Source organism: Paraflavitalea devenefica, assembly GCF_011759375.1.
Classification (GTDB): Bacteria; Bacteroidota; Bacteroidia; order Chitinophagales; family Chitinophagaceae; genus Paraflavitalea; species Paraflavitalea devenefica.
Map to the genome: position 1 here is coordinate 255,955 of NZ_JAARML010000004.1, position 26,715 is coordinate 282,669.

The following is a 26,715-nucleotide window of genomic DNA, read 5'->3' on the forward strand; positions in this document are numbered from 1 at the left end:
TTTGCCTCCGTGAGGTTACCATTCATGAAGCGATTTCTACTTTTTGCGATTTGCTGCGTAAGTATTTCTGTGTCTGCCCAGGATTTAACGGGCATCTGGAGGGGGAGCTTCCGTTCAGCGGCCAAAAACCGCCTGATGGAAATGCTGGGACAGGAAGAACGATATAAGTTTGAAGTACAGGTTGATCAGCATGATAAACGTTTCAGCGGCGTTACCTACTCTTACCTTACCACTGTATTTTATGGCAAAGCCACCTGCCAGGGTACTGTAAATACCAAAAACGGAAAAGTATTACTGGAAGAGCTCAAGATCGTGGAACAACGCATGAGCAGCGGCAGCGATATTTGCATTATGACCCTCTTTCTTCAATATTCCAAGATCGGCGAAGAAGAGTTCCTGGAAGGTACGTATACCAGTATTAAAACCCGCGACTCCACCGATTGCGGCAAAGGCACTGTTTTCCTCCGTAAAGTAATCACCTCCGATTTTTATAAAGAACCTTTCCTGGCAGAACGGGAAAAGAAAGTGGAAAAGAAACAACCGGTCATTACCCCCAAAACCGACAGTGTGGTGGTGAAGAAAACCACGCCAGTCACCAAACCGTCGACCACTACTACCAAAAAACCGCTTGCCAATACACCGGCCGTGAAGAAGCCGGCCACCACGAAAACGCCCAACAGCAATACTACGGCAAAGAAGAACACACCGGTAACCAAACCACCAGTCAATAAACCTGCTACCACCACGCCCGCAGAGAAAAACCTGACCACCAAACCGGTGCTGATTGATTCTATGAAAAAGGTAGACAAACCAGTTGTAGTACCTCCGGTGGTAACACCGAAGATCTTGCTCACCCGGGAAAATGAGCTGGTAAAAACAATTATCACCAATGTCAACGAGATACAGATCAGGATTTACGATAATGGCAGCGTGGATAATGATACGATTTCCGTATACCTGGATAAAAAGCTGGTGCTTGCCAAACAACGCTTAACAGAAAGGGCACTCACGTTGAAAGTAAAACTCGACGATCAAAATAATTACCATGAGCTGGTGATGGTAGCAGAAAACCTGGGTGAAATACCACCCAATACTTCCCTGATGATCGTGGATGCCGGCAAGCAGCAATATGAAGTACGCATCACTTCTACAGAGCAGAAAAATGCAGTGGTGGTGTTTAAGTATAAGCCCTAGGAAAACCCTGAAGTCGGAGGTCGGATGTCAGGGTCAGCGGGTTCGTACAGGTACAGCCTGCTGCCCGGACAGCAGCTTCAGATTTCTGTTCTCAGACTTCGGGCTTTCACCGCTCACATAAAACAGGATGGCTGGTATTATAGTTGTTGCTAATTTCCCTTAAAATCCCCCGGATGCGTCGTTCTTTTCTCTTTGCATTATTGGTTATTGGCAGCAGCTCTTTAATGGCTCAATCTATTACCGGCATCTGGCGTGGGAAACGTACACAAGGCGCACAAGGGTGTTTTCCTGAATATTTCCTGGAATTGCATATTACCTGGGCCAATGATAATTCACTGATGGGTAATGCCTATAGTTACGTTGATACCAAACAATTCACCAAGATCAATTTTACGGGCCGCTATAACCCGTTGAATAAACGGATGGTGATCACAGAAAATGCCGTACTGCAATACAGTGTGCCGGCCAACTGTATCCCCTGTATTAAGACTTACGATCTTACCTGGTCAAAGAATGGCGCCCTCGAAGTCCTGCTGGGCGATTGGAAGGGCCATGAGATGGGCAATAACAATGTGTGCCCGCCCGGCAAGATCACCCTCAACCGTGAAAAAACACCCACATTCCCGGTTGATGTATATCAAAACGACACGCTGATGAACCTGCAGAAAAACCTGAAGCTGCAGGAACGCCAAAAAGAAGTGGTGCAAACCGTGGTGATTGATACGTCTGTTATCAAGATCGAATTGTATGACAATGCAGAGATAGATGATGATACGGTAAGTATTTTTCTCAACAATTCTTTATTGCTGCACAAGAAACGGCTTACCGACAGGCCGCTCACTTTTCAGTTCAATGCCTTCCCCAATACAGAATATGAGCTGATGATGTATGCCGAGAATTTAGGCCGCATACCGCCCAATACTTCGCTCATGGTCATTACCGCCGGCAAGAAACGTTATGAGGTCCGGTTATCCTCCAGTGAACAAAAGAGTGCGGTGGTGAAGTTTAAGTATACGCAATAGGTTACGGGTTTGGCGTTCCGGGTTTCGGGTTCTGCAACCTGGAATAATTGACTAATAGCTATTTTGCTGCAATTATTAATGGCAAGAACATGTTGTACTTGCAGTATGTTACACATAAAGAACCCGAAACGCCAAACACGAAACACTAAACTTAAAATCCTTGTCTTCCCTGTGTTGCTGGAGTGGCTGGTTTTCTTGGCAGCTTCTCATCGCGCTGGGCCGCATGGTACACAAAGGAAGCTATGATGGTGGCAGCCTGCTTCAGGTCGTCGGCCTGCAGGTGGTCATAGGAATCCATGTTAGTATGATGCGTACGGGTATTGTACTCAATTTCATCCTGGATGAACTGGAAGCCCGGCAAACCAATACCATCAAAAGCCAGGTGATCGGTACCGCCGGTATTTTGCAAGGTAACGGTAGCAGCGCCGAGGTCTTTGAATGGCTCCAGCCATTTGGCGAAGATGGTTTTCACGCCTTCATTGCCCTGCAGGTATACGCCCCTTACTTTACCGGTACCATTATCGAGGTTGAAATAAACCGACAGTTTATCACCGGCAGCATTGTAGCGGCGGGTAGTGGTATCTGTAAAATGATTGCGTACATAATTCCTGGAACCATGCAGGCCCTGCTCTTCCCCACCCCATAAGGCAATGCGAATGGTACGGCGTGGTTGTATGTTGAGCGCTTTGAGAATGCGGATCGCTTCCATCATGACGGCACAACCGGCTGCATTATCCGTAGCGCCTACTGATCCATGCCAGGAGTCGAGGTGCCCACCCAGCATGACCAACTCTTCTTTAAGCTTCGGATCAGTGCCCTTGATCTCTGCCACTACATTGTATCCTTTCAGGTCGTTGGTATAGAATTTTGATTTTACGTCTACATCTACTTTCACCGGGATGCCGGCATTCACCAGCCTTTGCAGCGACATATAATCTTCATACGCCAGCATGATATCGAGGAAGTTTTCAGGCGCTGTTCCTGCATAAGCGCCTCCACCCTGTACAAAGAGGGTACCATCGCGTCCGCGCGGACTGGTGCTCAGTAAAGCAACAGCACCTTCTGCTTTGGCCATCTCCCTGATTTTTGCCTGGAGCGCCATAGCAGTACCGAAGTTACCACGTGGACCACCACCGGCACGGCCACCACGATCCTGAACAGTCTTAGGATCGAAGGCGGCCATTTTGCCCAACTCTTCTTCATTCCGGCGACTGGCATCTGCCGCATAGGTTGGTTTTAATGTATCAGTACGGGACACCAGGATGAGCTTGCCTTTGAGTTTGCCTTTATAAGAAAGTAATTCTACAGAGTCTTTAGGGGAAAGGATGATCACTTCTGCATTCTTTAAGCCCCGGGTGCTGGAAGTCCATGTTTTGGGGAAAGCGATCAGGGGCCTGTAATACGGAGCAGTCATGGCTACATAGGAACGTTCGAGTTCCCAGCCTTTACCCCATTCGCCCCAGGCTTCCAGTTGGGCATCTGCTGCACCGTATTTGGTCAGCTCCGATTTGGCCCAATTGGCAGCGCGCATATAACCGGGTGAGTTGTTGAGCCGTGGACCACTCACTTCCGTGAGGTAGAAAACAATGTCCATTACTTTGGAGTTATTCAGGCCCTCGGCGCGGATCTTTTGGATCATATCTGTATCCAATTTTTCCTCCTGGGCCATAGCCAGGCAACTGGCAACAATAGCAGAACACGTGAACAGGAATTTTCTCATGTGCAATGAATTTAGCGATTAGACGGGTAAACTATCGTTTTCCTGCTGTAATGAAGACAGCAAACGTACAATTTGCTGAAATTAAGGATAAGCGGCGTAGGATAAATGCTAATGAATAGGTCACCAGAGACCCAGAGAAAAACATGTGTGTTGTATTTATAGATGACATCCAAACAGCTATAATATACGTTAATAGGATACTAAGCTGAAGGCATGAATTATGAAAAATATGAGCACATTATAGCTTCGCCAGATAAATTGGAATTCCAGTTTATTAGTGAAGGGCCAAAAGGGAAAATCACTAAAGTGATTCAATTTACACAAACGCTGCATGAAGAGATCTATAATCTCGCATTCGGAAACTTAAAAAGTGATGGTTGCGTTGATGATGAAACGACTAACGATAATGGAGACCGAAATAAGATATTGGCAACTGTTGCCGGAGCGGTATATGAATTTAGCTCCCATTACCCTGATAAATTTGTTTTCTTTTGTGGAACTACTCCACAAAGAACCAGACTTTACCGGATGGCCTTGACAATCAATATGGAAGCATTAAAGAATGATTTCCGGATTTATGGAGTGCTCAGGGGAATTGACACTTTTGAAAGGGTTGCCTTCCATAAAGGTGTAGATTATTTCGGGTTTATGGTTAAAAGAAAAAAGATGTAATTTTAGGGTTATGAAAAAGACCAAGAAAATGAAAGGAGCCGAAGCCATTGGCGTGAAGGTGAAAGTATCCAAATCGCTGGAGAAATTCTCCGGCAAGGTCTTGTTCCCAGAAAAATTGGAAAAGGCCAATAAAATAATCGGAAAGCTAAAAATGGGCTGATTTTTATATGGATAAATTATTATCTGCCACCTAAAAGGTGGCATTTTTATTTTCGCAATATTGGCAGCCTATGCTTTAATTTATAGCTTTATCCTATGAACCTGAAGCAATTCAAACCACTCCATTGGGTGTATAACCTGTTACACTATAAAGCGCTGCAGCACAATAAGGCAGCGTATAGCAGGTATGGCATCCGCAAACCGCTTACCGCTTCCATTTCCAGCAAAGACTTCCCCGACAAGGAATCCCGCGCCTGGCTGGATACCGGCGATTCGACCGTGCTGGCTCCCCAAAAAGAAGGGTTCTATCAATTCCAGCCCGCCATACGCGAAAAGATATTGCAATGGAGCGCCAATGGCTACCTGATCCTGGAACAGTTGATAGATACCGCCACCTGCGATGCCGTTAACCAGGAAATAAGTCTGTTGCAGGAAAAAGGCAAGCTGGGTTTTACATATGGCAACAAGCTGATGTTTGCCAATAAGAAATCAACACTGATCAAAGGCATTACGGTAAGCCCTGCCCTCACGAAGTTGTTGCAGTTCCTGTTGGATAAAGAAGTAGTGCCCTTCCAGACAATCAATTTTATTCATGGCAGCGGTCAGCGGGCGCATTCCGACAGCATCCACATGACCACTTACCCGCTTGGCTACCTGATTGCTGTATGGATAGCGCTGGAAGATGTGACGTATGAGAATGGCCCCCTGTTCTATTATCCCGGCAGCCACAAGCTGCCCTACCTGCTGAATAATGATTTCAATGAAGGTTCTACGCTGCTCACCCTCGGCAAAAAGGATTATCCCGATTATGAAGATGTACTGGAAGAGCTGGTAGCCACCAACCATTATGAGAAGAAAGAGTTCCTGGCCAAAAAGGGCGATGTACTGATATGGCATGCCAACCTGGTGCATGGCGGCGCGCCCATCCTCAATAAAGCACTCACCCGCAAAAGCATGGTGATCCACTATTACGCCAAAGATGTGATCAAGTACCACGAGATCACGGAAAGGCCGTCGTTGCTAGAAGAATAGCTCCATTACAATGGATTTGGGGCTTACGTGGCGGTTGACGCTTACAGTTTATCCTGAGGAAATTTTGAATCTGTTTTTGGATTCAGCGGCCTTTTTTGGTAAATTGTATGAACACTGATTTATCCGTTTATGATATGAGCAGGCGTATTACTTTTAACATCCTCATTTCGATCAAACCCTTACCGGGACTGGGTTTGCCAATCCAAAACAATATAAACCCGCGTTCCGCCTGCATTTGACCCTTGTTGTGTTACTTCTCCTTTACTACTCCTTTACTACTGGCTTACTGCTGGTTTACTTTTCCTTTGCCTTTACCCGGAGATTGCTATCAGATTGCCCGGGGACTGCCATGGAACTACTATTAGGATAGCTATTAGGAGTAATCAGGTAAAGCGGGCCAGAGGCCCGGGAATAGGGCTGCGAGGCTGCAAGCCCTCGCAGAGCAGGTTACCTGGGCAGACAGGTCAAATAAGACATACTAAAACGGACATTTGTTTCACTTTCGTGCAAAAAGACCGTTTTGGAACATGGGTGATTTGGAAACCGTTATGAGCAGTTGTAAATTAGAGAAAAACACATGTATGGCTAAAGTTATATCTCCTTTTAAGCTCAGCGGGTCACTCGGTGACCTTACCTATTTCGAGAATGAGTATGGCCCCCAGGTGAAGGAAAAGGGCGGCCCTACGAAATGGCAGGTAAAAAACCTGGACAGTATGGCCAATACCCGCCACAATGCGGCCGAGTGGAAGCGGGCCACGGCGGCCTCCAAACTCACACGGCTGGCCCTGGGCAGCCTGCGGCATTCGGTGAAGAATATAAAGCTCAGCGGCCGCATGATTGGCCGGTTACTGGCGGTCCTCAAGGCCGACCAGGTCCATGACCGGGGCGAGCGGGTGGTTGCCTCCGGCGACCTGTCGCTGTTAACCGGCTTTGAGTTCAACTATAAACTGTCGCTGGACGACGCCCTGCCCTTGAATATAGCCAATTGCATGGCCGTTCAGCCAGGCAAGGTAGCGGTGAATATCCCGGCATTCCGGCTGCGTAAGAAAAAAAGCTTGCCGGTGGATGCCACGCATTACCGGCTGGTATCGTGTATACTGACGATCGATTTCGAAAAACGGACCTTCCGGCAAGACAAACAGGAAGGGGCACTACAAGCGATGGGCCGGCAGACTGGAGAAGGTTTTTGTATTGAGCAGGTGGTACAACCCGACAATGAACAAGGTTGCTTCTGGCTGATGGGGATCGAGTTTTATAAAATGGTGAATGAGCAACCAGTAGTAGTAAAAGGTGGCGCCTTGCGGGTGATGGAGTGGATTGGGCAGGCGTGTGAAGAAGAGCCTGTTATGGTAGTTCAGGATGTTGCAGATGAGGTGGTATTGACTGAAGCGTATGCCGGGAAAGTAGAGCCTGTTGAGGCTGAGATGGAGGAGATTGGTGCAGCGTACAAGGAAGCCATGGAGGAGGTTTTAGCTGCGTGCCTGGAGAGAACAGGATTTGCTGAAGCGGATGCTACTATTACAGCGGTTGAGCAGTCAGCCCTGTTTCCGGAAACGGATGTGGTGGAAGTTGAAGCTACAGCAGCAGCACCTGTTGAATTTATTGCAGACGAAGTGGATACGGTATTGATTAGTGATGATGTGGAATTTGAGAAATCTTTGCGGGTGTTGTTGCCGGTAGAGGGTTATCAGCGGCGAAAAGCATCACGCAGTAGTTTGGCAGAGCCATTCTATGAACCCGTGTTGTGGACGGAAATGGAATATGCTCTTATTGCTGATATTATGGATGCTGCGGTGGACTAGCCTATTGTAATAAATTGTTCTAAACTATCTTTTAAAAACAAACACCCATTGTCTTATAAATTATTACAAATTGAATTTCAACTAGTTAATAATTTTAATAAATTTCTAACCTGTTACAATTTTTATAAATTAATAAAATTAATTTAATTTTGTAACATCCTTTAAAAATCGCTAACCGCAAATTATCTATGTCAAAAACTGGTTTAATAATGAAGTCCCTTAGGGAAAAGTTTGGGTATGTGCAGGAGAATGTAGCGGAGTTTCTGGGAGTTTCAAGAGAACTGGTAAGTATGTATGAAACTGAAGAAAGAGATGTACCAATTGAAGTCATCGAGAAACTAAGCAACCTTTTCTGCGTCGACCCGGAAGCCTTTTTCGCTGAGACAGTGGAAGAAGCAGTAGCCCAGGTGGCTTTTGCCTTCCGAAAAGATGAAATTGACTCAAAAGATCTGGAAGAAATCGCCGCCTTTGGCAAGATTGTAAAGAACTATCTAAAGATTAAAAAATTAAATGGTCAGCTTTAATGATAAGATACTGGAGGTAAGAGCCACTAAATTCAGGGACTCACTAGGAATCAGCAATGCTGACCCCATTGACCTATATAAAGTTCTGGCAGAGCTGAATGTAGTTACCAATTTTCGTCGCATGGGACCAGAATTTTCCGGCATGGCGTTGAAGATAGGAAAGGATAGCAAGTTTATCCTGGTAAATAGTGAACAGGCCAGATCAAGGCAGCATTTCACCATTGGCCATGAACTGTATCACTTGTTTGTACAACCTGACTTTAGCTTTATGTTGTGCAAAACAGGACGGTTTAACAAAAAAGACCGCGAAGAATACAATGCAGATGTTTTCAGTAGTTTCCTATTGATGCCAGAAGTTGGTGTGCTGAGTTGCATTCCCGAAGAGGAACTGGCAAGAGGAGGCCAGATTAGCCTGCCAACGATAGTGAAGCTTGAACAGCATTTTGGAGTTTCCCGCCGCGCGCTACTGGTCAGGCTGGACAAGCTTGGTCTGATAGACTATGAAGGTTATAGCACTCAATACCTGACTGGAATAAAAAGAAGTGCCAACCAACTGGGTTATAGTACCAGATTATATGAAGCTGGTAGTGACTATAATATGATTGGTGACTATGGTATGGTTTGCAAAAAGCTCTTTGAAGAGGAAAAGATTTCAGAAAGTCACTACTTCAACCTGATGTTCGACATTGGAGTGAACATTGATCAAAAATTTGAGGAAAATGACGACGAATGGTGAACCCCAGATACTGCTCGATTGCGACGTTGTGATTCACTTCCTGAAAGGTGGCAAGATACTGGAATTACCAACCATCTTTCCCGGCCGTTTCGTTATGCTGGATAAAGTGCACAATGAGCTACTGAAACGTAACAGCAATGTACTAGCCATAGGGGTATTTCTGGCGGCTGGCAGCGTACCGGTGATCGCCATGCCGACAGAACCTACAATCATAAAGGAATATTTGACGCTAAAAAAGTCGATGGGTGATGGAGAAGCTGCTTGTCTGGCTGTAGCAAGATTCAGAAAAGAATACGTGGCCAGCAGTAATATCAACGATATTGCTGCCTATTGCAAGACCAACAGGATAGTTTATTATACGACTATGGATCTTTTGCAAGAAGCAACTGTCAAAAAGATTATGACTGATACAGAGTGCAATCTATTTATAGCCGAAGTAAGAAGTAAAGGCAGCCGTATGCCGTTTAATACTATCGTTGACTACCGGAAATCAAAAGGCATTGGAATCCATAAATATTCATGATTTGGGAGCCTTGTGTTATTGTAAAACCCACTTAACCTAAAACTTAAAATTCCACGTCACTGCGGGGATAATCGGGAACAGGGATACCTGGCGGGCTTCTACTTTCAGGCTCCCATCGTAGGGGCTACCTTCCTGGTCGAAGTAGATGAAATAAGGATTGAGGCGGCTATACACATTGTAAATGCTGAACACCCAGTTTTGCTCCCATCGCTGGCCGGGCTTCTTCCGGGGCGTAAGGGTGGCCGATATATCCGCACGGTGATAGGCATCCAGCCGGTATTGGTTTACTTTGCTGTATTCCTGGGTAAGCACACCTCCTATCACGTAAAATCTTTCCGGCAAAGTGGTGGCATTGCCGGTGCCGTATACAAACACTCCCGATATTTTCCATTTTTCATTGAACTCATACATGGCCACTACCGACATATCATGCCGGCGGTCGTATTTGGCCGGGTATCGCTCCCCTTCATTAAGGCCGGCAAATTTTCTCCAGGTCCACGATAAGGTATAACCCACCCAGCCCGTAAGCTTCCCTTTTGTCTTATTCACAAAAAGTTCTGTGCCATAGCTCCATCCTTTTCCAAACGTAAATGTCTCTTCGGGATCTTTTAAAGAAGGCGTATATCCTTCCTGGTATTCAATCTGGTTATCCATGCTTTTATAGTACAGCTCCAGGGATGTTTCGTAGGTATTGTCCTTAAAGTTTTTAAAGATGCCTGCTGCATAGAGCCAGCTTTGCTGCGGCTTTACCCGATAGGTACTGGGCACCCACAGGTCGGTGGGCAAGGTAGAGCCCGCATTGCTCACCAGGTGAATGTATTGGTTGTTGCGGGTAACGGCCGCTTTCAGGGAGGTTGCATCATTGAGCGCATAGCGAATGGTAAACCGCGGTTCCAATCCGCCATAGGTCTTCACTGCACTGCCGCGGCCATAAACGGTACTGTCCAGCTTATTACCATCTGCATCCCGCTGAAAAATCTTGTACGGACCTACCTGTGTGAACCCGGTATAACGTAATCCCATATGCACTTTTATTTTTTCACTCAGCTCCCAGTCGTCCTGGATATAGATGCCCGACTCCAGCGCATATTTCTTACTCTCATTGTTGGGTTCAAAAACTGTAGAACCCTGGTTGCCACTCAATATATTGGGGGTAAACCGGTGATAGGTGTACAAGCCACCGAAACGCAGCTTGTGGCGCGGAGCCGGATAGAAATCTATGTCTACCTTTCCATTCAGGTCGCGGATGCCGGAAGAGAGCTTGATAGAAAAATCATTTTGCGCAGCACCGAAAGAAAACGCATAGTCATTGTATACAAGGGTGGTATTGGCAAAGAGTTTCCGGTTGAAGACATGGTTCCAGCGCAGCGTGGCCGTAGAATTGCCCCAGGGAATTCTTGCATTGAAGGAGCGCCGGGAATTGCGGAAGTCAAATACGTCCCTACCAAAGTAACCGCTGAGGTATAGCCGGTCTTTTTCAGAGAACTTATAGTTCACCTTCATGTTCACATCATAGAAGTAATAACCGGAGCCATAAAAGGCATTGCTCTTGCCAATGAATGGTTTTATCAGCAGGTCAATATAGGTTCTCCGGGCAGAGATGATGAAAGAGGCTTTGTCTTTTTTGATAGGTCCCTGTATAGACAAGCGGGAAGCAATAGCCCCTATCCCTCCTTCCACTTCCAATTTTTTCATGTTGCCTTCCTTCATGGCAATGTCGAGCACAGAAGATAAACGGCCGCCATATTGGGCAGGCATCCCGCCTTTGATGAGTGATATGTTTTTGATGGCATCGGCATTGAAGATGGAGAAGAAGCCAAAGAGGTGACCGGTATTGTACACAATGGCATCATCCAGCAGGATGAGGTTCTGATCGGGTCCACCGCCGCGTACATAGAGACCGGTATTACCTTCCCCGGCATTGCGTACGCCGGGCATAAGTTGTAATGTTTTGAGCAGGTCTACCTCCCCCAGCAATACCGGCACTGCCTTCACCTGGTTCATAGACAGGTCTATTTTTCCCATCTGCGCATTTTGCACGTTGCCATCGCGGCGGCGGGAAGATACCACGACTGATTCCAGCATTCCCTGTTGCAGCAAGGGGAAGTTGAAAGCAATATTCCTGTTGAGCGTAAGGGCCATCTGCACTGGCTGGTAGCCGGCAAAGGACACGAAGATGTTATAGTCGCCTTCCGGCAAGGTAATGGAATAGAAACCGTATTGGTTGCTGGTGATGCTTTTGCCCTGACCGTTCACCGCAATGGTAGCGCCGATGAGCGATTCGCCGGACAGGGAATCTTTTACATAACCGCTTAATGTGTATTTGGACTGCGCAAAAGCAGGAATGGTGATAAGGCAGATGAGTATGACTACAGCGCAATGCCGCATATATTTTCCAGCTATTAAGGTGAGCCGCCCTCCTGCGCTGCATTGCAGAACGGCAGGGCGACCCACCTTATAGCATTTATTTTTTCGCGTAATTCAGCGAGTCTTCTGTGCTGCCGCAATGCAGCATTTCATTCCCAAAATAAGGATTCATGATAATAGTATCATTACTCATCCAGTAAGCGCCCTTATCATTGAAAGCCATGGGACAATATTGCCAGTATACTTTTTCCCCATTGTATTTCACGGTACGGGTAAGGCTCCAGACGGCATCGGCGATCATTTCAAATTGTTTGCGTTTGTCGTCCAGGGTCTTGCTGTCTGCCAGCACTTTAGCGGTAGTGCTGAGGTTAGCGGTATAACTTTTAGCGGTTTCTTTGATCATGCCGGAGGTGTCGCCCTGGATCTCGCTCACTTTCAGGCTGTCGGAAGCCAGGATGAGCTGGTGGGCAGCAGCGGTAGCTTTGGCGGTATCACTGGCCACGAGTGCGTCTTTTACAGCATAATACGCCTGTAATAATTGGGCATATGACTGGTTAAAAGTCCCGGTATTCTCCGCAATGGATAAGGCTTTTTGCTTTTCACGGGGTTTCTCCTCTTTGCCACCCAATAGTTTCCAGGCAATTAGCCCCACTACAGCCAGCAACAGGATGCCAATGATCAGTTTCTTCATTGATGAAAAAGTTTTGCCAAAGTTAACAGATTTGGGGAAAGAATGTATGGTCTAAAGCCTGAGTTATGAGTGGTAAATTACCTGATAATTTGTAACTTGCGGGGTTTCTGAACCTATAAATTATTATATGCTGGCAGGATTTACGAATATGACGTTTGAGTTTGGGGCACGTGCCATTGTGGAAGATGCAACCTGGCATATTCAACCCAATGAAAGAATAGGCCTGATCGGGTACAATGGTACCGGTAAATCGACCCTGTTGAAGCTCCTGGTGGGCGAATACCTCCCTTCTGCAGGCACCGTAGAACGGAGCCGCGGCACTTCCATCGGGTACCTGCACCAGGACCTGCTGAGCTTTGATACGAACGATTCCATCCTGGAAGTAGCGCTGGGCGCCTTTGAACGCGTGCGGCAACTGGAAGTGGAGATCGAGGAAGTGGGTAAGGAACTGGAAAAGACCGGCGATGAAGACCTGCTGCACAAGTATACCGACCTGCTGCACGAGATGGAAACACTCGGCGGCTATAATATCCACCACAAAACAGAGGAAATATTGCAGGGCCTGGGCTTTGCCAATGCCGACCTGCAACGTCCCTATAAAGAGTTCAGCGGTGGCTGGCGTATGCGGGTACTGCTGGCCAAGATGATCCTGCAGGCGCCCGACCTGCTGCTGCTTGATGAGCCTACGAACCACCTTGACCTGCCCTCTATTGAATGGCTGGAAAAGTACCTGGTGCACTACCAGGGATCGGTGGTGATCATCAGCCACGATAAGTATTTCCTGAACCGGATGGTGACGAAGATCATTGAACTGTACCAACGCCGCCTGCATATTTATAACGGCAATTATTCTTTCTATGAAACAGAGAAGGAACAAAGGCTGGAACTGATGCAGCGGGCGTATGAGAACCAGCAGGATTATATCCGCCAGCAGGAAAGGTTTATTGAACGCTTTAAGGCCAAAGCCTCCAAAGCAGCGGCGGCGCAAAGCGCCATGAAGCGGCTGGACAAGCTGGACAGGCTGGAAGATATTGGCATCGAACGGCCCAGCCTGCGCATCAATTTCCAGGTAGATAAAACACCTGGCAAGGTATTGTGTGAGTTAAAACACATCGGCAAAAGTTTTGGCACGAATAAGATTATCGAGCATACCGGCGCAGAGATTAACCGGGGCGATAAGATTGCCCTGATCGGGGCCAATGGTAAAGGTAAATCCACCGTATTGCGCATTATTGCCGGCGTGGAATCTTTTACCGGCGACCGCCGCTGGGGTCATAATGTGGATGAAAGTTTTTATGCCCAGCACCAGTTGGAAGCCCTCAATGTAAATAACACGATCCTGGATGAGATGAAGGAGGCGGGCAGCCAGAAAACAGAACTGGAATTGCGCACGATCCTGGGTTGCTTCCTGTTTAGCGGCGATGATGCCGATAAGAAGATCAAGGTGCTGAGCGGTGGAGAAAAAGCACGGGTAGCACTGGCCAAAACGATTATCAGCAAAGCCAATTTCCTGATGCTCGATGAGCCTACGAACCACCTGGATATGCATACGGTAGACCTGCTGATCGAGGCCCTGAATAAGTATGAAGGCAGCCTGATACTGGTGAGCCACGACCGTTATTTTATTTCCAAAGTAGCTAATAAGATCTGGGAGATCGATAATTACCAGATCAAGGATTTTGATGGTGGTTATGAAGAATGGGTGGAATGGAAAGAGCGTATGAAGAAGAAGAAGGAGGAAGAAGCCAGAATTCAGCATTCAGAATCCAGAATGCAGAAGGCTGGCACCGGAAATCAGAAGTCGGAAGTCAGAAATCCGAAGTCTGAAGAGAAGCCGAATACGCAGCCATCATCCGACGTCAGACCTCAGACTTCAGCGCCAGTTCAGCCACCTGCCAAACAGGAGCCAATTAATAAAGAGGCTAAGAAGGAGCTGCAAAAAAAACAACGCCTTTTTAAAGAACTCGAAGAAAAAATAACTACCTTAACAACAAGAAAAAGCGAACTGGAAACATTATTGGCTTCTCCCGATGTGTTTTCAGACAAAAACAAGTTCCTCTCTGCAGAACGCGAGTATAAAAGCGTTACTGAAAATCTTAAAGAAGCCTCTGATCAGTACGAAAAAGTATTTGAAAGCATCATTGACCTGGAATCCCAATAACCCGGACTGAGCGTCTGTACAGTATTTATTCCCCGTTAACACTTTGCCGTGGATGCCTTGTTGTGTCCGCGCCATGAGATCCCCCCATGTTCCTGCGTGATCCCCTGCAGATGGGTGATTACACCGTAGCTGATTGGCTGCGCGTAGCATGTTATTGTTCACTAAAATCAGATAAAATAATGAAAACAATTCAAACGAAGCTTGCGTTGCTCTCCCTGGTGATGGCCGTAAGCAGCCTGGTATTGTATTCCTGTAAAGGCAAGGTGAAAGACAGTGATATACAGCAGGCCATTGCCGCCAAAGCCCAAACGATGACCGGCCTGGAAAAGGTAACGACTTCCGTGAAGGATGGTGTGGTTACGCTCAGCGGGGAGACTACTGATGAAACAGCCAAGGTAGCTTATGAATCGGCCATCAAAACGGTCCCGGGCGTAGAAAAAGTGAGCAATAATATTGTGGTAGTGGCTCCTCCCCCGGCGCCGGAACCTGTGGTGATCTCCCCCGACGAAACACTTAAAGCGGCCGTGAATGATGCCATCAAAGCCTATAGCGGCGTGAAAGCGGAGGTAAAGGATGGCGTGGTAACCCTTACCGGCGAAATCAGGAAAGCCGAGCTCACCGTGCTGATGCCTACACTGCATGCATTGAAGCCCAAGAAGATCGAGAATAAACTAACCGTTAAAAAATAAATGGAGGAACCAAACCATGGCACTGCAAGATAAATACAAAGAGCTGGTGGATGCTGCCAAAGCATCCGGTATTACAAACCTGCAGGTACGTGAGCAGGACAATGTGCTGTATATTGATGGCGAAGCACCTTCCTTCACGGTGAAAGATCAGCTATGGGCTATTTATGATAAGATAGATCCTGACTACCGCGCTGCCGATGTGGTGATGAATATAACTGTAGCCGCTTCTGCTGCACCGGAAGAATATGAAGTGGTGAAAGGAGATAACCTCACTAAAATAGGTAAAAAGTATGGGATTGGCTGGAAGGAGATCTATGAAGCCAATAAGGACCAGATCAAGAACCCTGACCTGATACAGGTGGGCTGGAAGCTGAAGATACCAAAGAAGGCATAGACTTCGCACTCGCTCGCCTCCGGCGAGTGAGGCTATTGGCAAGCCTCTGGCTTGCTACAACAAGCCAGAGGCTTGTAAATACCCGTCACCAGCGGGACGCTGGCGACTGAAAGCCAGACAGTATTTTAACTTTTCTTTCAAACAAAGCTGTTCCATTTAAACGGAACGGCTTTTATTTTGTTAATTGTAGCTGTAACTTACACTTCAACCTAATGCCGCCATGAAGTACAGTTTTGTGGGTATTCTTGTTTTGTTCACCCTGTTCTCCGGCGCACAGCCTACCCCTGCTGCCCGCCCCAGGATTGGCGTTACCCTCAGTGGCGGCGGCGCCAAAGGTCTGGCCCATATTGGTATCCTCAAAGCGATCGACTCTGCCGGCCTCCGGGTGGATTATGTTACCGGCACCAGCATGGGCAGCATTATCGGAAGTCTGTACGCAGTGGGCTATTCTGCTGATTCCATTGAAAGGATTGCCCGTACGATCGACTGGGACCTGCTGCTCAGCAATCAATCCTCCCTGCGCAGCATTTTCATGGAAGAGAAAGATGAGTATGCGAAGTATGTGATCGAGCTTCCCTGGGTTAACCACCGGTTCCGCTTACCCGGCGGCGTATTGCAGGGGCAGGAATTATGGCTGAAGTTTTCCGAACTGTTTTTCCCGGTATATAATGAAAAAGATTTCTCCAAATTCAGCATCCCCTTCCGGTGTATCGGCACGGATGTAGGTACCGGCGAAGCCGTAGTGATGAAGGAAGGAGAGATCATCAGCGCTGTTCGTTCCAGTATGGCCATCCCCTCCGTATTTACGGCTGTGGATTTTAATGGCCGCAAGCTGATTGACGGAGGCCTGGTGCGCAATTTCCCGGTGAAGGATGTAAAGGAAATGGGCGCCGATTTTGTGATCGGCAGCAATGTAGCCACCGGGCTGATGCCTTCAGACAAGGTGCGTAATGCCTTACAGGTATTGTTGCAGGTAGCTTTTTTCCGGGAAGCAGAAGACAATAAGAAGGAAGTGGCGCAATGCGATATTTATATCCCTTTCGATATGGAAAGGTTCAGCATGGGCAGCTTTGGCGATTCAAAGGAGCTGATGGAGCTGGGCCTGCAGGAAGGGCGTAAGTTATACCCGCGCTTTAAAAAGATCGCCGATTCACTGGAAGCATTGTATGGCCCTGTACCACCCAGGGTAAACCGCCTGCCCCAGGTACCTGCCGTGGTGATCTCCTCATTTGAGGTGCGCGGGGTTGACAAAACGTCGGCAGAGTTCTTTATCCATACCATGAATTTTGAGATCAATGAGTTTTATACTGCCCGTAAGCTGGCCAATATGGTGCGGCAGGCTTATGGCACCCGGTATTATAGCCGGGTTACTTATTCATTGGAACCTCAACCGGATGGCACCTCGAAGATTATTTTTGATGTGACAGAGTATCCTTTCACGTTTGCCAAGCTGGGCCTTCACTATAACCGCTTTACCGGTGTGGGCCTGATTGTCAACCTCACCTCGCGGAATTTCTTTACGACCAACTCCAGGAGCCTCGTATCAGTGAATATAGGTGAAACGTTCCGCATCCGTGGCGAGCACCTGCAATACCTCGGCAGGCTCAAGAACGTAGCGCTGCTACTGGAAACACAGTACGATAATTTCGATATCGGCACTTACAGCGAGTCGAAGCAGAACGGGTTGTATAACCTGAACTTTTTTAAGTTCGGCTCCAAACTCCAGTTCTCAGCCAAACGTCAGTTTACGGTGGGTGTGGGCAGCCGTTTTGAATGGGTGAAGTACAGTCCCAAGATCTCCACAGAACTGGAATTTAAAGGAAGCAAGAAGTTCTTCACCCCCTTTGCCTACCTGGCGCGTAATTCACTGGACAAAAGTATTTATCCCAGGCGGGGCTTTAAACTGGATATGGAAGTGGGCTGGGTAGCGCCGCAAAACTCCCATATCCGTTTTTATGAGAATGGCGCGGAGGTCCCCCCGGGCGTTATTTTTATCAGCGACCGCAGCTTTTACCGCTCCAGCCTTAACCTGGAAACTTATACCCCCCTCAGCAAGCGCACTACCCTGTTGTTCAATGTACAGGGCGGCGCCAATTTTGATTATGCCGATAATGTGCTGAATGAGTTTGTGATCGGCGGCCTGACGAGGACATTCCGCAACCAGATCACTTTTGCCGGCCTGCCGGAAGGCGCTGAATATAGTTCCAGCGCGGCAGCACTGCAGGGAGGATTAAGGGTGCAGGTGTTTAATAATACTTACCTGATGGGCCGCGCCAATGTGCTGTTCAATAATTTTATTGAAGACCCTGGTTTCTTTGTAACGCGTGATTTCTTCTCGGGCTATGCCCTTACCTTCTCCTATAATTTCGCGCTTGGTCCGCTGGAGATCAGCGCCATGTATTGTGACCAGACGGGGAAGATACAGTCGTATGTGAATTTGGGGATACCTTTCTGATCTACTGACTATGTGCTTTTACAAAATCGCTGACGAGGTAGCTGACGAGTTTGCCGGTGCTGTCGTCTTTGCGGCCATCGGTAAGCTGGGTGGCGCCTTCGCAAATGTGCAGGTAGGCGGCATTACAGTCGATACCGGTGAAGGTAAGGTATTGCCGGGCATGGAGCGGCAGGATGCCTGCCGGCGTGACGGCACTGGACAAGGTGTGCTCTATGCAATCCAGGTCGAGCTCAATGCCGGTATAGTTATCATCTGTAAAGCTGGCGGCATGGGCTACGGCCTGTATGAAGTTCCTTTTCTCATGTACAAAAATGTCTTCGTAAGTAATAAAGTCCAGGAAGGGGTTGTTGACAATATCAAGCCATACGTTCTGGGGCAGGTAGTTTTCATGCAGGCCTACCACACAATATTTTTGCAGGTAGCCATCTTCTTCTGCATACCGGAAACCGTTGCCGCTGTGCCGGCCTTCGGCCGGCCGGAAATCGGCATGGGCATCGAGGTTGATACAGTTGATCTGCGCCAGGGGCAGCAGCCCTGCTTTGTGTAATCCTTTGGCAGCGCCTTTGATGAGGGGATACGCATTGTTGTGTCCGCCGCCAATGACAATAGGTATCTTTTTATAAGACGTAATGATCTTGATCAGTTCTTCCACTTCTTCATCAATGGTGATGACAGCATGGCGGTAAGCATCTATTTTTTCGTCATGACCATGGGCATTCTGTTCTATCAGGTATTTAAGATCACCGAAGTCAAAATGCCCCAGCAGCAGTAATTCGTTGCCCACCAGGAAGTCATTGCTCTGGATGTTTAAGAAAGCAGCCAGAAAAGGTACCCAGATAGAATCGGTCCCCCCTACTCCATGATTGGCCCGCACACCAATGTCTTCCGGGATGCCCAACACTACATAGTCGGCTATTGATTGCGTGAGGGAAGTTTCCAGTTGATGCTTATCGGCCAGTACCTGTATACTTTCACCGAGCCTGGTTTCAAATTTCCGCAGCTTTGTGAGGGACAATACATCCTGCTTATCGTAAAATTTAAAATGCTTCATAAATGAATTGTTGGAAAATTATTGTATATCCAATCTTCTTCTCGGTCTGAAAAAGTCGAGGGGGCGGGAACGGAAGTATTTCCACAATATACCCAGGAATTCAGGATAATCGCGCAACTTGATACCCCTGGAGCGTACCGCTACAATGAACGCCAGTGAAAAGCTGACCAGGAAGTTCAGGAAGCCGATACCCAATACGCCGCTCACTACCACGGCCATGTAACTGAAAGATACATTATTCCAGCCTACGCCGTACAAGCCAATGGAAGTATTGGCGGCGGCAATGGTAATATGGCGGATGTCGAACCCGATACCGAATAAGTCGCCCGCTGTAGTGGCAAAGCCCAGGAAAAAGCCGAGCGAGATGTTACCGGCCAGGCCGCCTGCATGCGCATCGAGGTAATTGGCAATACGCTGCAGCCGTTTCCGTGAAGTATATTGACGCAGAAAAGGGTGTTCGGCCAGGCGGCGGCCCACGCGGCCATAGTTGACTTTGTTCTGTACATATCCCGCAATGATACCACTGAGGAACAGGAATACGCCCGTATTGCAGGCATACAGCAGGGAAAAGCTATGCCAGGGATGCTGTGCTTCCAATAGTTTCACCGCCTTTTCGCCTGCCACGAGCGGTACGCCAAAGCAAATATCATATAACCAGGCCAGCAGGAAGGTACCGGGAAACACTACGATGAGGTTACCCACAAAAGAAGCGATCTGGCTGCGGGATACTTTTGATACAGTAACAGCGAGGTTGTACAGGTTGGGCGTGTTATCGCCTTTCCTCGTATCGAGGGAGCTGGCTACTGCGCTGGCTGTAAAGGCAGGCTGTTTGGTAGCGAGCGTGGACTTTGTTTCTTCTATGACCACAAAGCCCAGGCTGTAGTTGATACTGTAGGCAAAGCCATGCCAGAACGGCGCCATGTGGACCTTTCCCAGCAATATTTTAACGATGGCCACAAAACATACAATGAACCCACCCCACATGGCGCTCACGATCATTTGCCAGTACTCGAGGGGCGAAGAAGTAATGTATTTATTGCCTTTCTTTCCCTTGTGCTCCGCTATCTGGTACGCCAGGTAACCGGTGGTTTGGGAAAGGAATTCCCACAAGCTGTTCTTACGGTTCTCATTGCGGATGGCCTTGATGAAGAGACTGGCCAGGCGGGAGGTATCCATTTTTTCATCGAGGTCTACAATATCCAGTACCAGTTGCATGCGGTCCAGCTTCTGTTCCAGTTGGAAAAGAATAAAGGTCTGTGACAGGCTGGCCCCTCTTTCGGCTGTCTGGTCACGGATGTGCTGTATTACCTGCATGCCTTCCGCAAATACGGCTTTAATACGCTCCAGCAATGGATGCAATTTTTCCCGCGAGCCATTATTGAGCAATAGTTCCTTTAACTCGTATACGAGGTATTGCTGTTCGGCAAATGGATTATCCGCCTGCGGGTGTTTGAAGGGAGCATTGCGCACAACGGCACTTTCCCATCCCAGTTGGGCCACGCCTGCCGAGAGTATTTGCAAAGCTGTCAATGCCTGTTGGGTAATCACCGGTGCACGTCCCTCAAAAGAAAATCCTATCGCATCAAAGAATTGCACCCACCTGTGGTGTCCGATTTCCTCCACCCATTCATAATCGTCTTTACGGTAGAATAGACGGTCCAGCACATACAGGAAATCATTGGGGTCCTGTAAGGCGGGCAGGAATTTATGCTTGAGGCGGGCATATAATTCACGGCCGGCGCCGCGTGACACGGTGATGCCGCTTTCTGTAAGCAGGGGCAGCAGGTTGCTGTTGATCAGTTGCGCGAGGATGGAAACGCGAAGTCCATTGAGTACAGCAGGATGCTCATACAATACATGCAGGGCTTTTCCAAAGTTCTCCACGGCTTCACCGGGCTTGCCGGTACGGGGACGAATCAGGTGCATGAAAGATACCAGGTAATCCAACCCGGCTTCCCGGTCTTTGATAGAGACGGTTGGCTTTTGCTCCAGGAACTGAACAAATGGATCGACTTTCTTTTTTCTGCGGATCATCATAACCACTCCCCTTTTATCATTACTTTATCAATCAGGTTAGCACCAAAAGCATAAGGATAATAGGCCAGTGAAGGAATGGGTTTTGTAATAATAAGGTTGGCTTTTTTACCTACGGTAATACTACCCAGCTCCTGGCCCAGTTCCATGGCGTAAGCTCCGTTGAGCGTGGCAGCATTGATGGCTTCCTGCGGCAGCATTTTCATTTGTATGCAGCTCATGGCCACCACGAGGTTCATGTTACCACTAGGCGATGAGCCCGGATTAAAGTCCGACGCCAGGGCAATGGCACAACCGGCATCTATTAAAGTCCGCGCAGGCTGAAAAGGCATGCGCAGGAAAAAGGCGGCGGTGGGCAATAAGGTACCGATGGTATTGGAATGGGCCAATGCCTGTATAGCAGCTTCATCCATCGTTTCGAGGTGGTCTACGCTGATGGCGCCCAGTTGCACCCCTACCTGTGTACCTCCAGAAAGGTGCAGTTGATTGGCATGGATCTTAGGTTTGAGCCCATGCGCCATGCCGGCGCGGCAAATGGTTTCCGTTTCTGCCGGGGAGAAGAACCCTTCTTCACAAAAAACATCAATATAATCGGCCAGCTTGTCCCGGGCAATGACCGGCAGCATATCCTGTATGATACTATCAATGTATCCCTGGTGGTTATTCTTGTATTCGGATGGGTAGGTATGTGCCCCGAGGAAGGTGGCCTTAATGGATAGCGGGGACTTTTCTTGTAGCTTTTTGATCACCCGCAGCATTTTCAATTCTGCTTCTACGGTTAGTCCATAACCACTCTTGATCTCAATAGCGCCTGTGCCGAGGCGGCTTACTTCTTCCAGGCGCTTCCAGGCCTGGTTAAACAGCTCCTCTTCTGAAGTATCATGGAGCTTACGGGCTGAGTTCAGGATACCGCCTCCTTTGGCAGCGATATCAGCATAGCTCATGCCCCTGATCTTATCTACAAACTCCTCTTCCCTGCTGGCGGCAAAGACGATATGCGTATGGCTGTCGCACCAGGCAGGCACGACGAAGGCGCCTATCGCGTCGACAACAGTTGCTGGTTGTTGGTTGCTGGCTGGTAAGTCTTCCATACGGCCATAGCCGGCAATGGTATCCTCTTCTATGAGCAGGTAAGCATTGTCTATACAGGGAAGATCGGCCAGCTCCCTGCCCCGCAGTACAGAAGTGTGTTCACGAACATTGACAAGTTGACGAATATTTGTAATGAGTAGTGAAGACATGGGGTAAAGATAACAAAGGCAGGCTACAGAAAATCCACCTTATCTACTTTCCGGGCAATACGAAAAGCGGCATTGATAAGGCCCACATGGCTGTAAGTTTGGGGGAAGTTGCCCCATTGTGATCCATCTATATGCACATCTTCACTAAAGATGCCCAGGTGGTTGCTGAAGCCTAAGAGCTTGTCCAATATACGGATGGCATCGTCTGTGCGGCCCACGCAGGCCAGCGCATCCACGTACCAGAAAGCGCATACCAGGAAGGTGGTTTCGGGAAAGCCAAAATCATCGTAGTGTTTGTAGCGATAGAAAAGACCATGATCGGCCAGCAGTTCTTTTTCAAGGGCGGCAATATGGTCGCGGGCCCTTTGTGAGTTATGGTCCAGGTAGTTCATGGTAACCATGGTAAGGGTACTGGCATCGAGGTTGGGCGTACCAATGGCCTGCGGGTATACTTTGCGTTCTTTATCATACGCTTCTTCCAGCAGTTTATTGGCGGCGGCGGCCAGGTCCTGCGCCTGCTGCATGAGCGGCATGTCATTGAAGACTGCGCCGATCTTATAGGCAGCCTTGGCGCCGGCCCAATGGAATAACAAGGTATAGGTATGTACCTGCACCTGGTTACGGAACTCCCACAGGCCAGAGTCGGGCATGGTGAGTGTACGTTCTATCTGGTTCAGCAACCAGGGTACAATGGTGCGGTAACTGTTCTTGCGCATGAAGGTAAGCCGCTTATCGGTGTACAGCGGCAGCAGGCTTACCAATACCTGTCCATATACATCATGCTGTACCTGCACATAGGCTTTATTGCCTACGCGCACCGGCTTATTGCCCATATAACCATGCAGGTCGATGGTGAGCTCTTCCAGGTCTTTCTCCCCGGCAATGGAATATAAAGGTTGCAGGGAACTGCCGGCATTGGCCAGAATGTTATGGATGAAGTCGAAGTATTTTTCCAGCTCTTCAAAGTGACCGATCTGGTTAAAGGCCCGCAAGGTATAGTGCGCATCGCGGAACCAGCAGAACCGGTAATCCCAGTTGCGGGTACTATCGTGAAATTCGGGCAGACTGGTAGTGCCGGAAGCAATGACGCCGCCTGTATCCTCATACTGGTGCAGTTTAAGCACCAGGGCCGAGCGGATGATCTCTTCCTGGTAGATATCCGGCAGGTAACAGCTCTTGATCCATTGCTGCCAGTGCTGGATGGTCTTGCGCAGGAACTCTTCACAGGTTTCTTTCAGGGGCGCTTCGAGGGGCGATCCATAGGTCAATACCACATAGCGGTCCTGGTCGAGCAGGAAAGGCCGCTTGTCCTGGATATAAGTAAGTGAAATATCAGTGGTAAGGCGTACGGGCTGTCCCAGGTTCATGTAACGGATATGGTTGCTGCCGGTAGTGGTTTCCGGCACTACCTGTCCGTAGTCGCCCCGCGGATCACAGGTGACCCGGATAGCGGGATCACCACTGATGAGCTCTATCTTACGCACCATCATGAGGGGCCTGAACTGCCGTTCATGAATGGTCATGCGCGGGGCACAATCTTTCACCACGAAGCTGCCATCAGCCGCGGTGAACTCCGTGCACAATACGTTGGTATTGGGAACATAATACTGCCGGCTGGTATATCCTTCCATAGCGGGCTGGATAGAAAAGTGTCCTCCCCTCCCTTCATCGAGCAGTGACCCAAAGAGGAAACTGCTGTCGAACCTCGGCAGGCACATCCACTTTACATCTGCTTTCGTATCAATATAGGCCAGGTAGGAGCAGTTACCTATGATGCCCATGTTGTATTTATGCACCGGCATATTCATTCTCGGTTAAAGGGGTCATCAAATGCTCCAGCAATGGCAATACTTTTCTTTGCGAGAATACGGTGTATTGCGCGGCGGTAATGCCATTGCTCACCTTGATACTATAGGCTTTGTTGCCCAGCGCCTTGAACATATCCTCGTCAGTCGTATCATCTCCTATGCACAAGGTAAAGTCGGGATTGAGGTCGTTCACGATCCGCAGGGCCATTACGCCTTTATCAAAGCCCGACATACGCACTTCAATGACTTTATTGCCATCAATGACCTGCAACATGGTATTTTGCACCAGTTGCGACAGGTTGTTGATGAGCTCACGGGAACGGCTGAAACCAAGATCGGGATGGGTATTCCTGTAATGCCAGGCAATGGTGTTGTTCTTTTCCTCAATGAAGGAACCCACACAGCGGCTTACAAACATTTGCATGATGGGGCGTATTTCATCTTTCCATTGATCCGACACGGGGATCGCCTGCTGCCACAACTCGTTCTTCATTTTTACGCTGGCGCCATGTTCTGCCACCAGGGTAACAGGCAAATGGCCCAGCCATTTTTCCAGCATCTCTGCATCACGTCCGCTGATGATAACCACATGGTTCTTTTCATCTTTTGCCAGCCGGTACAACAGGTCTTTTAGTTCTTTATCAGGTACGGCTTCCTGCGGCAAGCGGGTAAAGGATACCAGGGTACCATCATAATCCAGCAGCAGGCAACGTTTCTGCGCCTTCTGGTAGTGCTGGTGTATGCGTTTTAATATTTTATCGTCCAGCAGCTTGGTCTGCAGCTTCAGTTGTTCTTTCCGTACATTGACAAGCTGATCCAGGAAATCATTCACCCACTTGATGACGTCATAATCCATTAACCTTTTTTGCATAAGCGCCATGCGGTTCTTTTGTTCATGCAGCGGCATGTTCAATGCTTTTACAATGGCATTGGATACATCCACAATATCCGTTGGGTTTACCAGCAAGGCTTCATTCAGCTCACTCGCAGCGCCTGCCAGCTCACTCAGGATGAGCACGCCGCGCTGGGTAGAGCAACTGGCCACATATTCTTTGGCCACGAGGTTCATACCATCACGCAAAGGGGTAATGAGGGCCACGTCTGCCGCCTGGTATAAGGCGCAAAGCTCACTGAACGGAAGATGATTATACCGGTAGATGACCGGCTGCCAGCTTATGGAAGAGAATTTACCATTGAGCGTACCTATCTTTTCTTCGATCTGCCGTTTCCGTTCCAGGTAAGCCGGTATCTCATCCCTGGAGGGTACGATGTTCAGTACAAACACGACCTGTTCCAGCCATTCGGGATGTTGCTGGAGGAAGTATTCAAATCCATTCAGGCGGTCCATTAAGCCCTTGGTGTAATCCAGCCTGTCTACCGAGAAAATGATCTTCTTGCTTTCAAAGTTCCTTTTGATATCATTGCGCAGGTCCAATACTTCTGCATCATACGCAGCCTGGTGGAATTTCTTATAGTCAATCCCTATGGGGAACAGGTCGGCCTTTACCAGCCTGTCCTGGTATTGCATGGTATAGAAATAATTGTCTACCCCCAGCAGCATTTTTACGCTCTGCATGAAGTGCTGTACATAATCGTGAGTATGGAAACCGATCAGGTCGGCGCCCATCAGTCCGTGCATCAATGAAGTCTTCCATTCTGTGGGCATGAGCCGCAATATTTCATAGGAAGGGAAGGGAATATGAAGAAAGAAACCAATATTAATATTGGATTGTTGGGCGCGCAACATGTCGGGCAGCAGCATCAACTGGTAATCGTGTATCCATACGGTGTCGCCCGGTCTTACTACTTCACTTAGACGTTCTGCAAAAATGCGGTTCACTTGTACAAAAGCATCATAATACTGCGTTTGGTAATCCACCAATGAAGGGAAGTAATGGAACAGGGGCCATAATACGGAGTTGGCAAAGCCATTGTAATAATCTTTGTACAATGCTTTATCCACAAATAAGGGATAAGCTGTAAAATCATATTTGGCCATTCGGGGCGCTACTTCCGACTCCCAGTCTTCGCTGGAAAAATCGGCGACCCCCATCCATGCCTTTTCAGTGATCGTGCTATTGTCTGCCTGATCGCTCTCAAAATAACTTTTAATAGCGCTCACCAGTCCGCCAGAACTCTGCCGTATCGTCACCTGGTCACCATCATGATCTACCGAAAATGGCAATCTGTTTGAAACAATAATTAGTCTACCCATAAGAAAATGAATTAGGGGGTACGGATTAAATGATTAAGTTGTTCATAGTATGTTTTCAAAAAGGAGGCCAGTTTGGTCAATCGACACCACCAATCAATCAACCTATTGCTTAGTAAAGCATTACAAGGAGGTCCAACCTATTGATATCAGGCGGTCGCAGGCATGTGAAGAAAAGATTATGCTCCAGCAAAAGTAAAAGCAGGGCATTAGGGAGGACTTATAATG

At 48.2% G+C, this 26,715-nt stretch carries 21 protein-coding genes; 13 read left to right on the forward strand and 8 right to left on the reverse strand.

The features are described from left to right. Positions 1-24 precede the first annotated feature (24 nt). Together HB364_RS22735 and HB364_RS22740 are read left to right on the forward strand one after the other, a co-directional pair. Positions 25-1,194 (forward strand): hypothetical protein, encoded by a 1,170-nt coding sequence (locus HB364_RS22735; RefSeq protein WP_167290632.1) that lies wholly within the window; start codon positions 25-27, stop codon positions 1,192-1,194. A 173-nt stretch (positions 1,195-1,367) separates the two neighbouring features. After that, positions 1,368-2,216 carry a hypothetical protein gene (locus HB364_RS22740; RefSeq protein ID WP_167290633.1) on the forward strand — a complete coding sequence of 283 codons (849 nt, stop codon included), beginning with the start codon at positions 1,368-1,370 and terminating at the stop codon, positions 2,214-2,216. A 151-nt stretch (positions 2,217-2,367) separates the two neighbouring features. Here the strand turns inward: HB364_RS22740 and HB364_RS22745 are convergent, their stop codons facing one another. Then, a complete protein-coding gene (locus HB364_RS22745) occupies positions 2,368-3,936 on the reverse strand; it encodes a M20/M25/M40 family metallo-hydrolase (protein ID WP_167290634.1) in 1,569 nt (522 codons plus the stop codon). A gap of 213 nt (positions 3,937-4,149) precedes the next feature. Here HB364_RS22745 and HB364_RS22750 point away from each other — a divergent pair, with 213 nt between their 5' ends. The 7 genes from HB364_RS22750 to HB364_RS22780 all read left to right on the forward strand — a co-directional run bounded on the left by HB364_RS22750 (position 4,150) and on the right by HB364_RS22780 (position 9,384). After that, on the forward strand, positions 4,150-4,608 hold the full coding sequence (locus HB364_RS22750; protein WP_167290635.1) for a DUF6934 family protein: 459 nt from the start codon (positions 4,150-4,152) through the stop codon (positions 4,606-4,608). Between the two features lie 10 nt (positions 4,609-4,618). Continuing rightward, the gene (locus tag HB364_RS22755) at positions 4,619-4,768 is read left to right on the forward strand and encodes a hypothetical protein (protein WP_167290636.1); all 150 of its coding nucleotides are present in this window, start codon (positions 4,619-4,621) and stop codon (positions 4,766-4,768) included. 95 nt (positions 4,769-4,863) lie between these two features. Then, on the forward strand, positions 4,864-5,799 hold the full coding sequence (locus HB364_RS22760; protein WP_167290637.1) for a phytanoyl-CoA dioxygenase family protein: 936 nt from the start codon (positions 4,864-4,866) through the stop codon (positions 5,797-5,799). A gap of 581 nt (positions 5,800-6,380) precedes the next feature. After that, positions 6,381-7,601, forward strand: coding sequence for a hypothetical protein (locus tag HB364_RS22765; protein WP_167290638.1), 1,221 nt, complete (start codon positions 6,381-6,383; stop codon positions 7,599-7,601). Between the two features lie 188 nt (positions 7,602-7,789). Then, positions 7,790-8,125 carry a helix-turn-helix domain-containing protein gene (locus HB364_RS22770; RefSeq protein WP_167290639.1) on the forward strand — a complete coding sequence of 112 codons (336 nt, stop codon included), beginning with the start codon at positions 7,790-7,792 and terminating at the stop codon, positions 8,123-8,125. Beyond that, positions 8,112-8,861 carry an ImmA/IrrE family metallo-endopeptidase gene (locus HB364_RS22775; protein ID WP_167290640.1) on the forward strand — a complete coding sequence of 250 codons (750 nt, stop codon included), beginning with the start codon at positions 8,112-8,114 and terminating at the stop codon, positions 8,859-8,861. The genes HB364_RS22770 and HB364_RS22775 overlap by 14 nt, the downstream gene beginning before the upstream one ends. Beyond that, positions 8,845-9,384 carry a hypothetical protein gene (locus HB364_RS22780; RefSeq protein ID WP_167290641.1) on the forward strand — a complete coding sequence of 180 codons (540 nt, stop codon included), beginning with the start codon at positions 8,845-8,847 and terminating at the stop codon, positions 9,382-9,384. Before HB364_RS22775 ends, HB364_RS22780 begins: the two co-directional genes overlap by 17 nt. Positions 9,385-9,420: 36 nt before the next feature. Here HB364_RS22780 and HB364_RS22785 read toward each other — a convergent pair whose 3' ends face one another. Both HB364_RS22785 and HB364_RS22790 read right to left on the reverse strand, forming a co-directional pair. After that, a complete protein-coding gene (locus HB364_RS22785; RefSeq protein WP_167290642.1) occupies positions 9,421-11,772 on the reverse strand; it encodes a TonB-dependent receptor in 2,352 nt (783 codons plus the stop codon). A 76-nt stretch (positions 11,773-11,848) separates the two neighbouring features. Further along, a complete protein-coding gene (locus HB364_RS22790; protein ID WP_167290643.1) occupies positions 11,849-12,442 on the reverse strand; it encodes a DUF3347 domain-containing protein in 594 nt (197 codons plus the stop codon). 127 nt (positions 12,443-12,569) lie between these two features. Between HB364_RS22790 and HB364_RS22795 the strand changes: the two genes are divergently transcribed. The 4 genes from HB364_RS22795 to HB364_RS22810 all read left to right on the forward strand — a co-directional run bounded on the left by HB364_RS22795 (position 12,570) and on the right by HB364_RS22810 (position 18,141). Beyond that, positions 12,570-14,603: an ABC-F family ATP-binding cassette domain-containing protein gene (locus HB364_RS22795; RefSeq protein ID WP_167290644.1), complete on the forward strand. Its 2,034-nt coding sequence runs from the start codon at positions 12,570-12,572 to the stop codon at positions 14,601-14,603. Positions 14,604-14,782: 179 nt separating this feature from the next. Continuing rightward, positions 14,783-15,292 (forward strand): BON domain-containing protein, encoded by a 510-nt coding sequence (locus tag HB364_RS22800; RefSeq protein ID WP_167290645.1) that lies wholly within the window; start codon positions 14,783-14,785, stop codon positions 15,290-15,292. 16 nt (positions 15,293-15,308) lie between these two features. Next, positions 15,309-15,686, forward strand: coding sequence for a LysM peptidoglycan-binding domain-containing protein (locus tag HB364_RS22805; protein WP_167290646.1), 378 nt, complete (start codon positions 15,309-15,311; stop codon positions 15,684-15,686). A 220-nt stretch (positions 15,687-15,906) separates the two neighbouring features. Beyond that, entirely contained in the window at positions 15,907-18,141 is a 2,235-nt protein-coding gene (locus tag HB364_RS22810; RefSeq protein WP_167290647.1) for a patatin-like phospholipase family protein, read from the forward strand. A 1-nt stretch (position 18,142) separates the two neighbouring features. Here the strand turns inward: HB364_RS22810 and HB364_RS22815 are convergent, their stop codons facing one another. Genes HB364_RS22815 through HB364_RS22835 form a run of 5 tightly spaced genes read right to left on the reverse strand, consistent with a single transcriptional unit; the run spans position 18,143 to position 26,490 of the window. After that, positions 18,143-19,192: a formimidoylglutamase gene (locus HB364_RS22815; RefSeq protein WP_167290648.1), complete on the reverse strand. Its 1,050-nt coding sequence runs from the start codon at positions 19,190-19,192 to the stop codon at positions 18,143-18,145. A gap of 18 nt (positions 19,193-19,210) precedes the next feature. Continuing rightward, complete coding sequence (locus HB364_RS22820) at positions 19,211-21,229, reverse strand: site-specific recombinase (protein ID WP_167290649.1); 2,019 nt, start codon at positions 21,227-21,229, stop codon at positions 19,211-19,213. Further along, a complete protein-coding gene (gene hutI / locus HB364_RS22825) occupies positions 21,226-22,467 on the reverse strand; it encodes an imidazolonepropionase (RefSeq protein WP_167290650.1) in 1,242 nt (413 codons plus the stop codon). The genes HB364_RS22820 and hutI overlap by 4 nt, the downstream gene beginning before the upstream one ends. A 23-nt stretch (positions 22,468-22,490) precedes the next feature. Further along, positions 22,491-24,269: a glycoside hydrolase family 15 protein gene (locus HB364_RS22830; RefSeq protein WP_167290651.1), complete on the reverse strand. Its 1,779-nt coding sequence runs from the start codon at positions 24,267-24,269 to the stop codon at positions 22,491-22,493. Next, the gene (locus HB364_RS22835) at positions 24,256-26,490 is read right to left on the reverse strand and encodes a bifunctional alpha,alpha-trehalose-phosphate synthase (UDP-forming)/trehalose-phosphatase (protein WP_167290652.1); all 2,235 of its coding nucleotides are present in this window, start codon (positions 26,488-26,490) and stop codon (positions 24,256-24,258) included. The genes HB364_RS22830 and HB364_RS22835 overlap by 14 nt, the downstream gene beginning before the upstream one ends. Between the last annotated feature and the right edge of the window lie 225 nt (positions 26,491-26,715).

Bases quoted from the DNA above. Each gene is read 5' to 3' on its own strand.
- HB364_RS22735 (WP_167290632.1), top strand. From the start codon at position 25: ATGAAGCGATTTCTACTTTTTGCGATTTGCTGCGTAAGTATTTCTGTG.
- HB364_RS22740 (WP_167290633.1), top strand. From the start codon at position 1,368: ATGCGTCGTTCTTTTCTCTTTGCATTATTGGTTATTGGCAGCAGCTCT.
- HB364_RS22745 (WP_167290634.1), bottom strand. From the start codon at position 3,936: ATGAGAAAATTCCTGTTCACGTGTTCTGCTATTGTTGCCAGTTGCCTG.
- HB364_RS22750 (WP_167290635.1), top strand. From the start codon at position 4,150: ATGAATTATGAAAAATATGAGCACATTATAGCTTCGCCAGATAAATTG.
- HB364_RS22755 (WP_167290636.1), top strand. From the start codon at position 4,619: ATGAAAAAGACCAAGAAAATGAAAGGAGCCGAAGCCATTGGCGTGAAG.
- HB364_RS22760 (WP_167290637.1), top strand. From the start codon at position 4,864: ATGAACCTGAAGCAATTCAAACCACTCCATTGGGTGTATAACCTGTTA.
- HB364_RS22765 (WP_167290638.1), top strand. From the start codon at position 6,381: ATGGCTAAAGTTATATCTCCTTTTAAGCTCAGCGGGTCACTCGGTGAC.
- HB364_RS22770 (WP_167290639.1), top strand. From the start codon at position 7,790: ATGTCAAAAACTGGTTTAATAATGAAGTCCCTTAGGGAAAAGTTTGGG.
- HB364_RS22775 (WP_167290640.1), top strand. From the start codon at position 8,112: ATGGTCAGCTTTAATGATAAGATACTGGAGGTAAGAGCCACTAAATTC.
- HB364_RS22780 (WP_167290641.1), top strand. From the start codon at position 8,845: ATGACGACGAATGGTGAACCCCAGATACTGCTCGATTGCGACGTTGTG.
- HB364_RS22785 (WP_167290642.1), bottom strand. From the start codon at position 11,772: ATGCGGCATTGCGCTGTAGTCATACTCATCTGCCTTATCACCATTCCT.
- HB364_RS22790 (WP_167290643.1), bottom strand. From the start codon at position 12,442: ATGAAGAAACTGATCATTGGCATCCTGTTGCTGGCTGTAGTGGGGCTA.
- HB364_RS22795 (WP_167290644.1), top strand. From the start codon at position 12,570: ATGCTGGCAGGATTTACGAATATGACGTTTGAGTTTGGGGCACGTGCC.
- HB364_RS22800 (WP_167290645.1), top strand. From the start codon at position 14,783: ATGAAAACAATTCAAACGAAGCTTGCGTTGCTCTCCCTGGTGATGGCC.
- HB364_RS22805 (WP_167290646.1), top strand. From the start codon at position 15,309: ATGGCACTGCAAGATAAATACAAAGAGCTGGTGGATGCTGCCAAAGCA.
- HB364_RS22810 (WP_167290647.1), top strand. From the start codon at position 15,907: ATGAAGTACAGTTTTGTGGGTATTCTTGTTTTGTTCACCCTGTTCTCC.
- HB364_RS22815 (WP_167290648.1), bottom strand. From the start codon at position 19,192: ATGAAGCATTTTAAATTTTACGATAAGCAGGATGTATTGTCCCTCACA.
- HB364_RS22820 (WP_167290649.1), bottom strand. From the start codon at position 21,229: ATGATGATCCGCAGAAAAAAGAAAGTCGATCCATTTGTTCAGTTCCTG.
- hutI (WP_167290650.1), bottom strand. From the start codon at position 22,467: ATGTCTTCACTACTCATTACAAATATTCGTCAACTTGTCAATGTTCGT.
- HB364_RS22830 (WP_167290651.1), bottom strand. From the start codon at position 24,269: ATGCCGGTGCATAAATACAACATGGGCATCATAGGTAACTGCTCCTAC.
- HB364_RS22835 (WP_167290652.1), bottom strand. From the start codon at position 26,490: ATGGGTAGACTAATTATTGTTTCAAACAGATTGCCATTTTCGGTAGAT.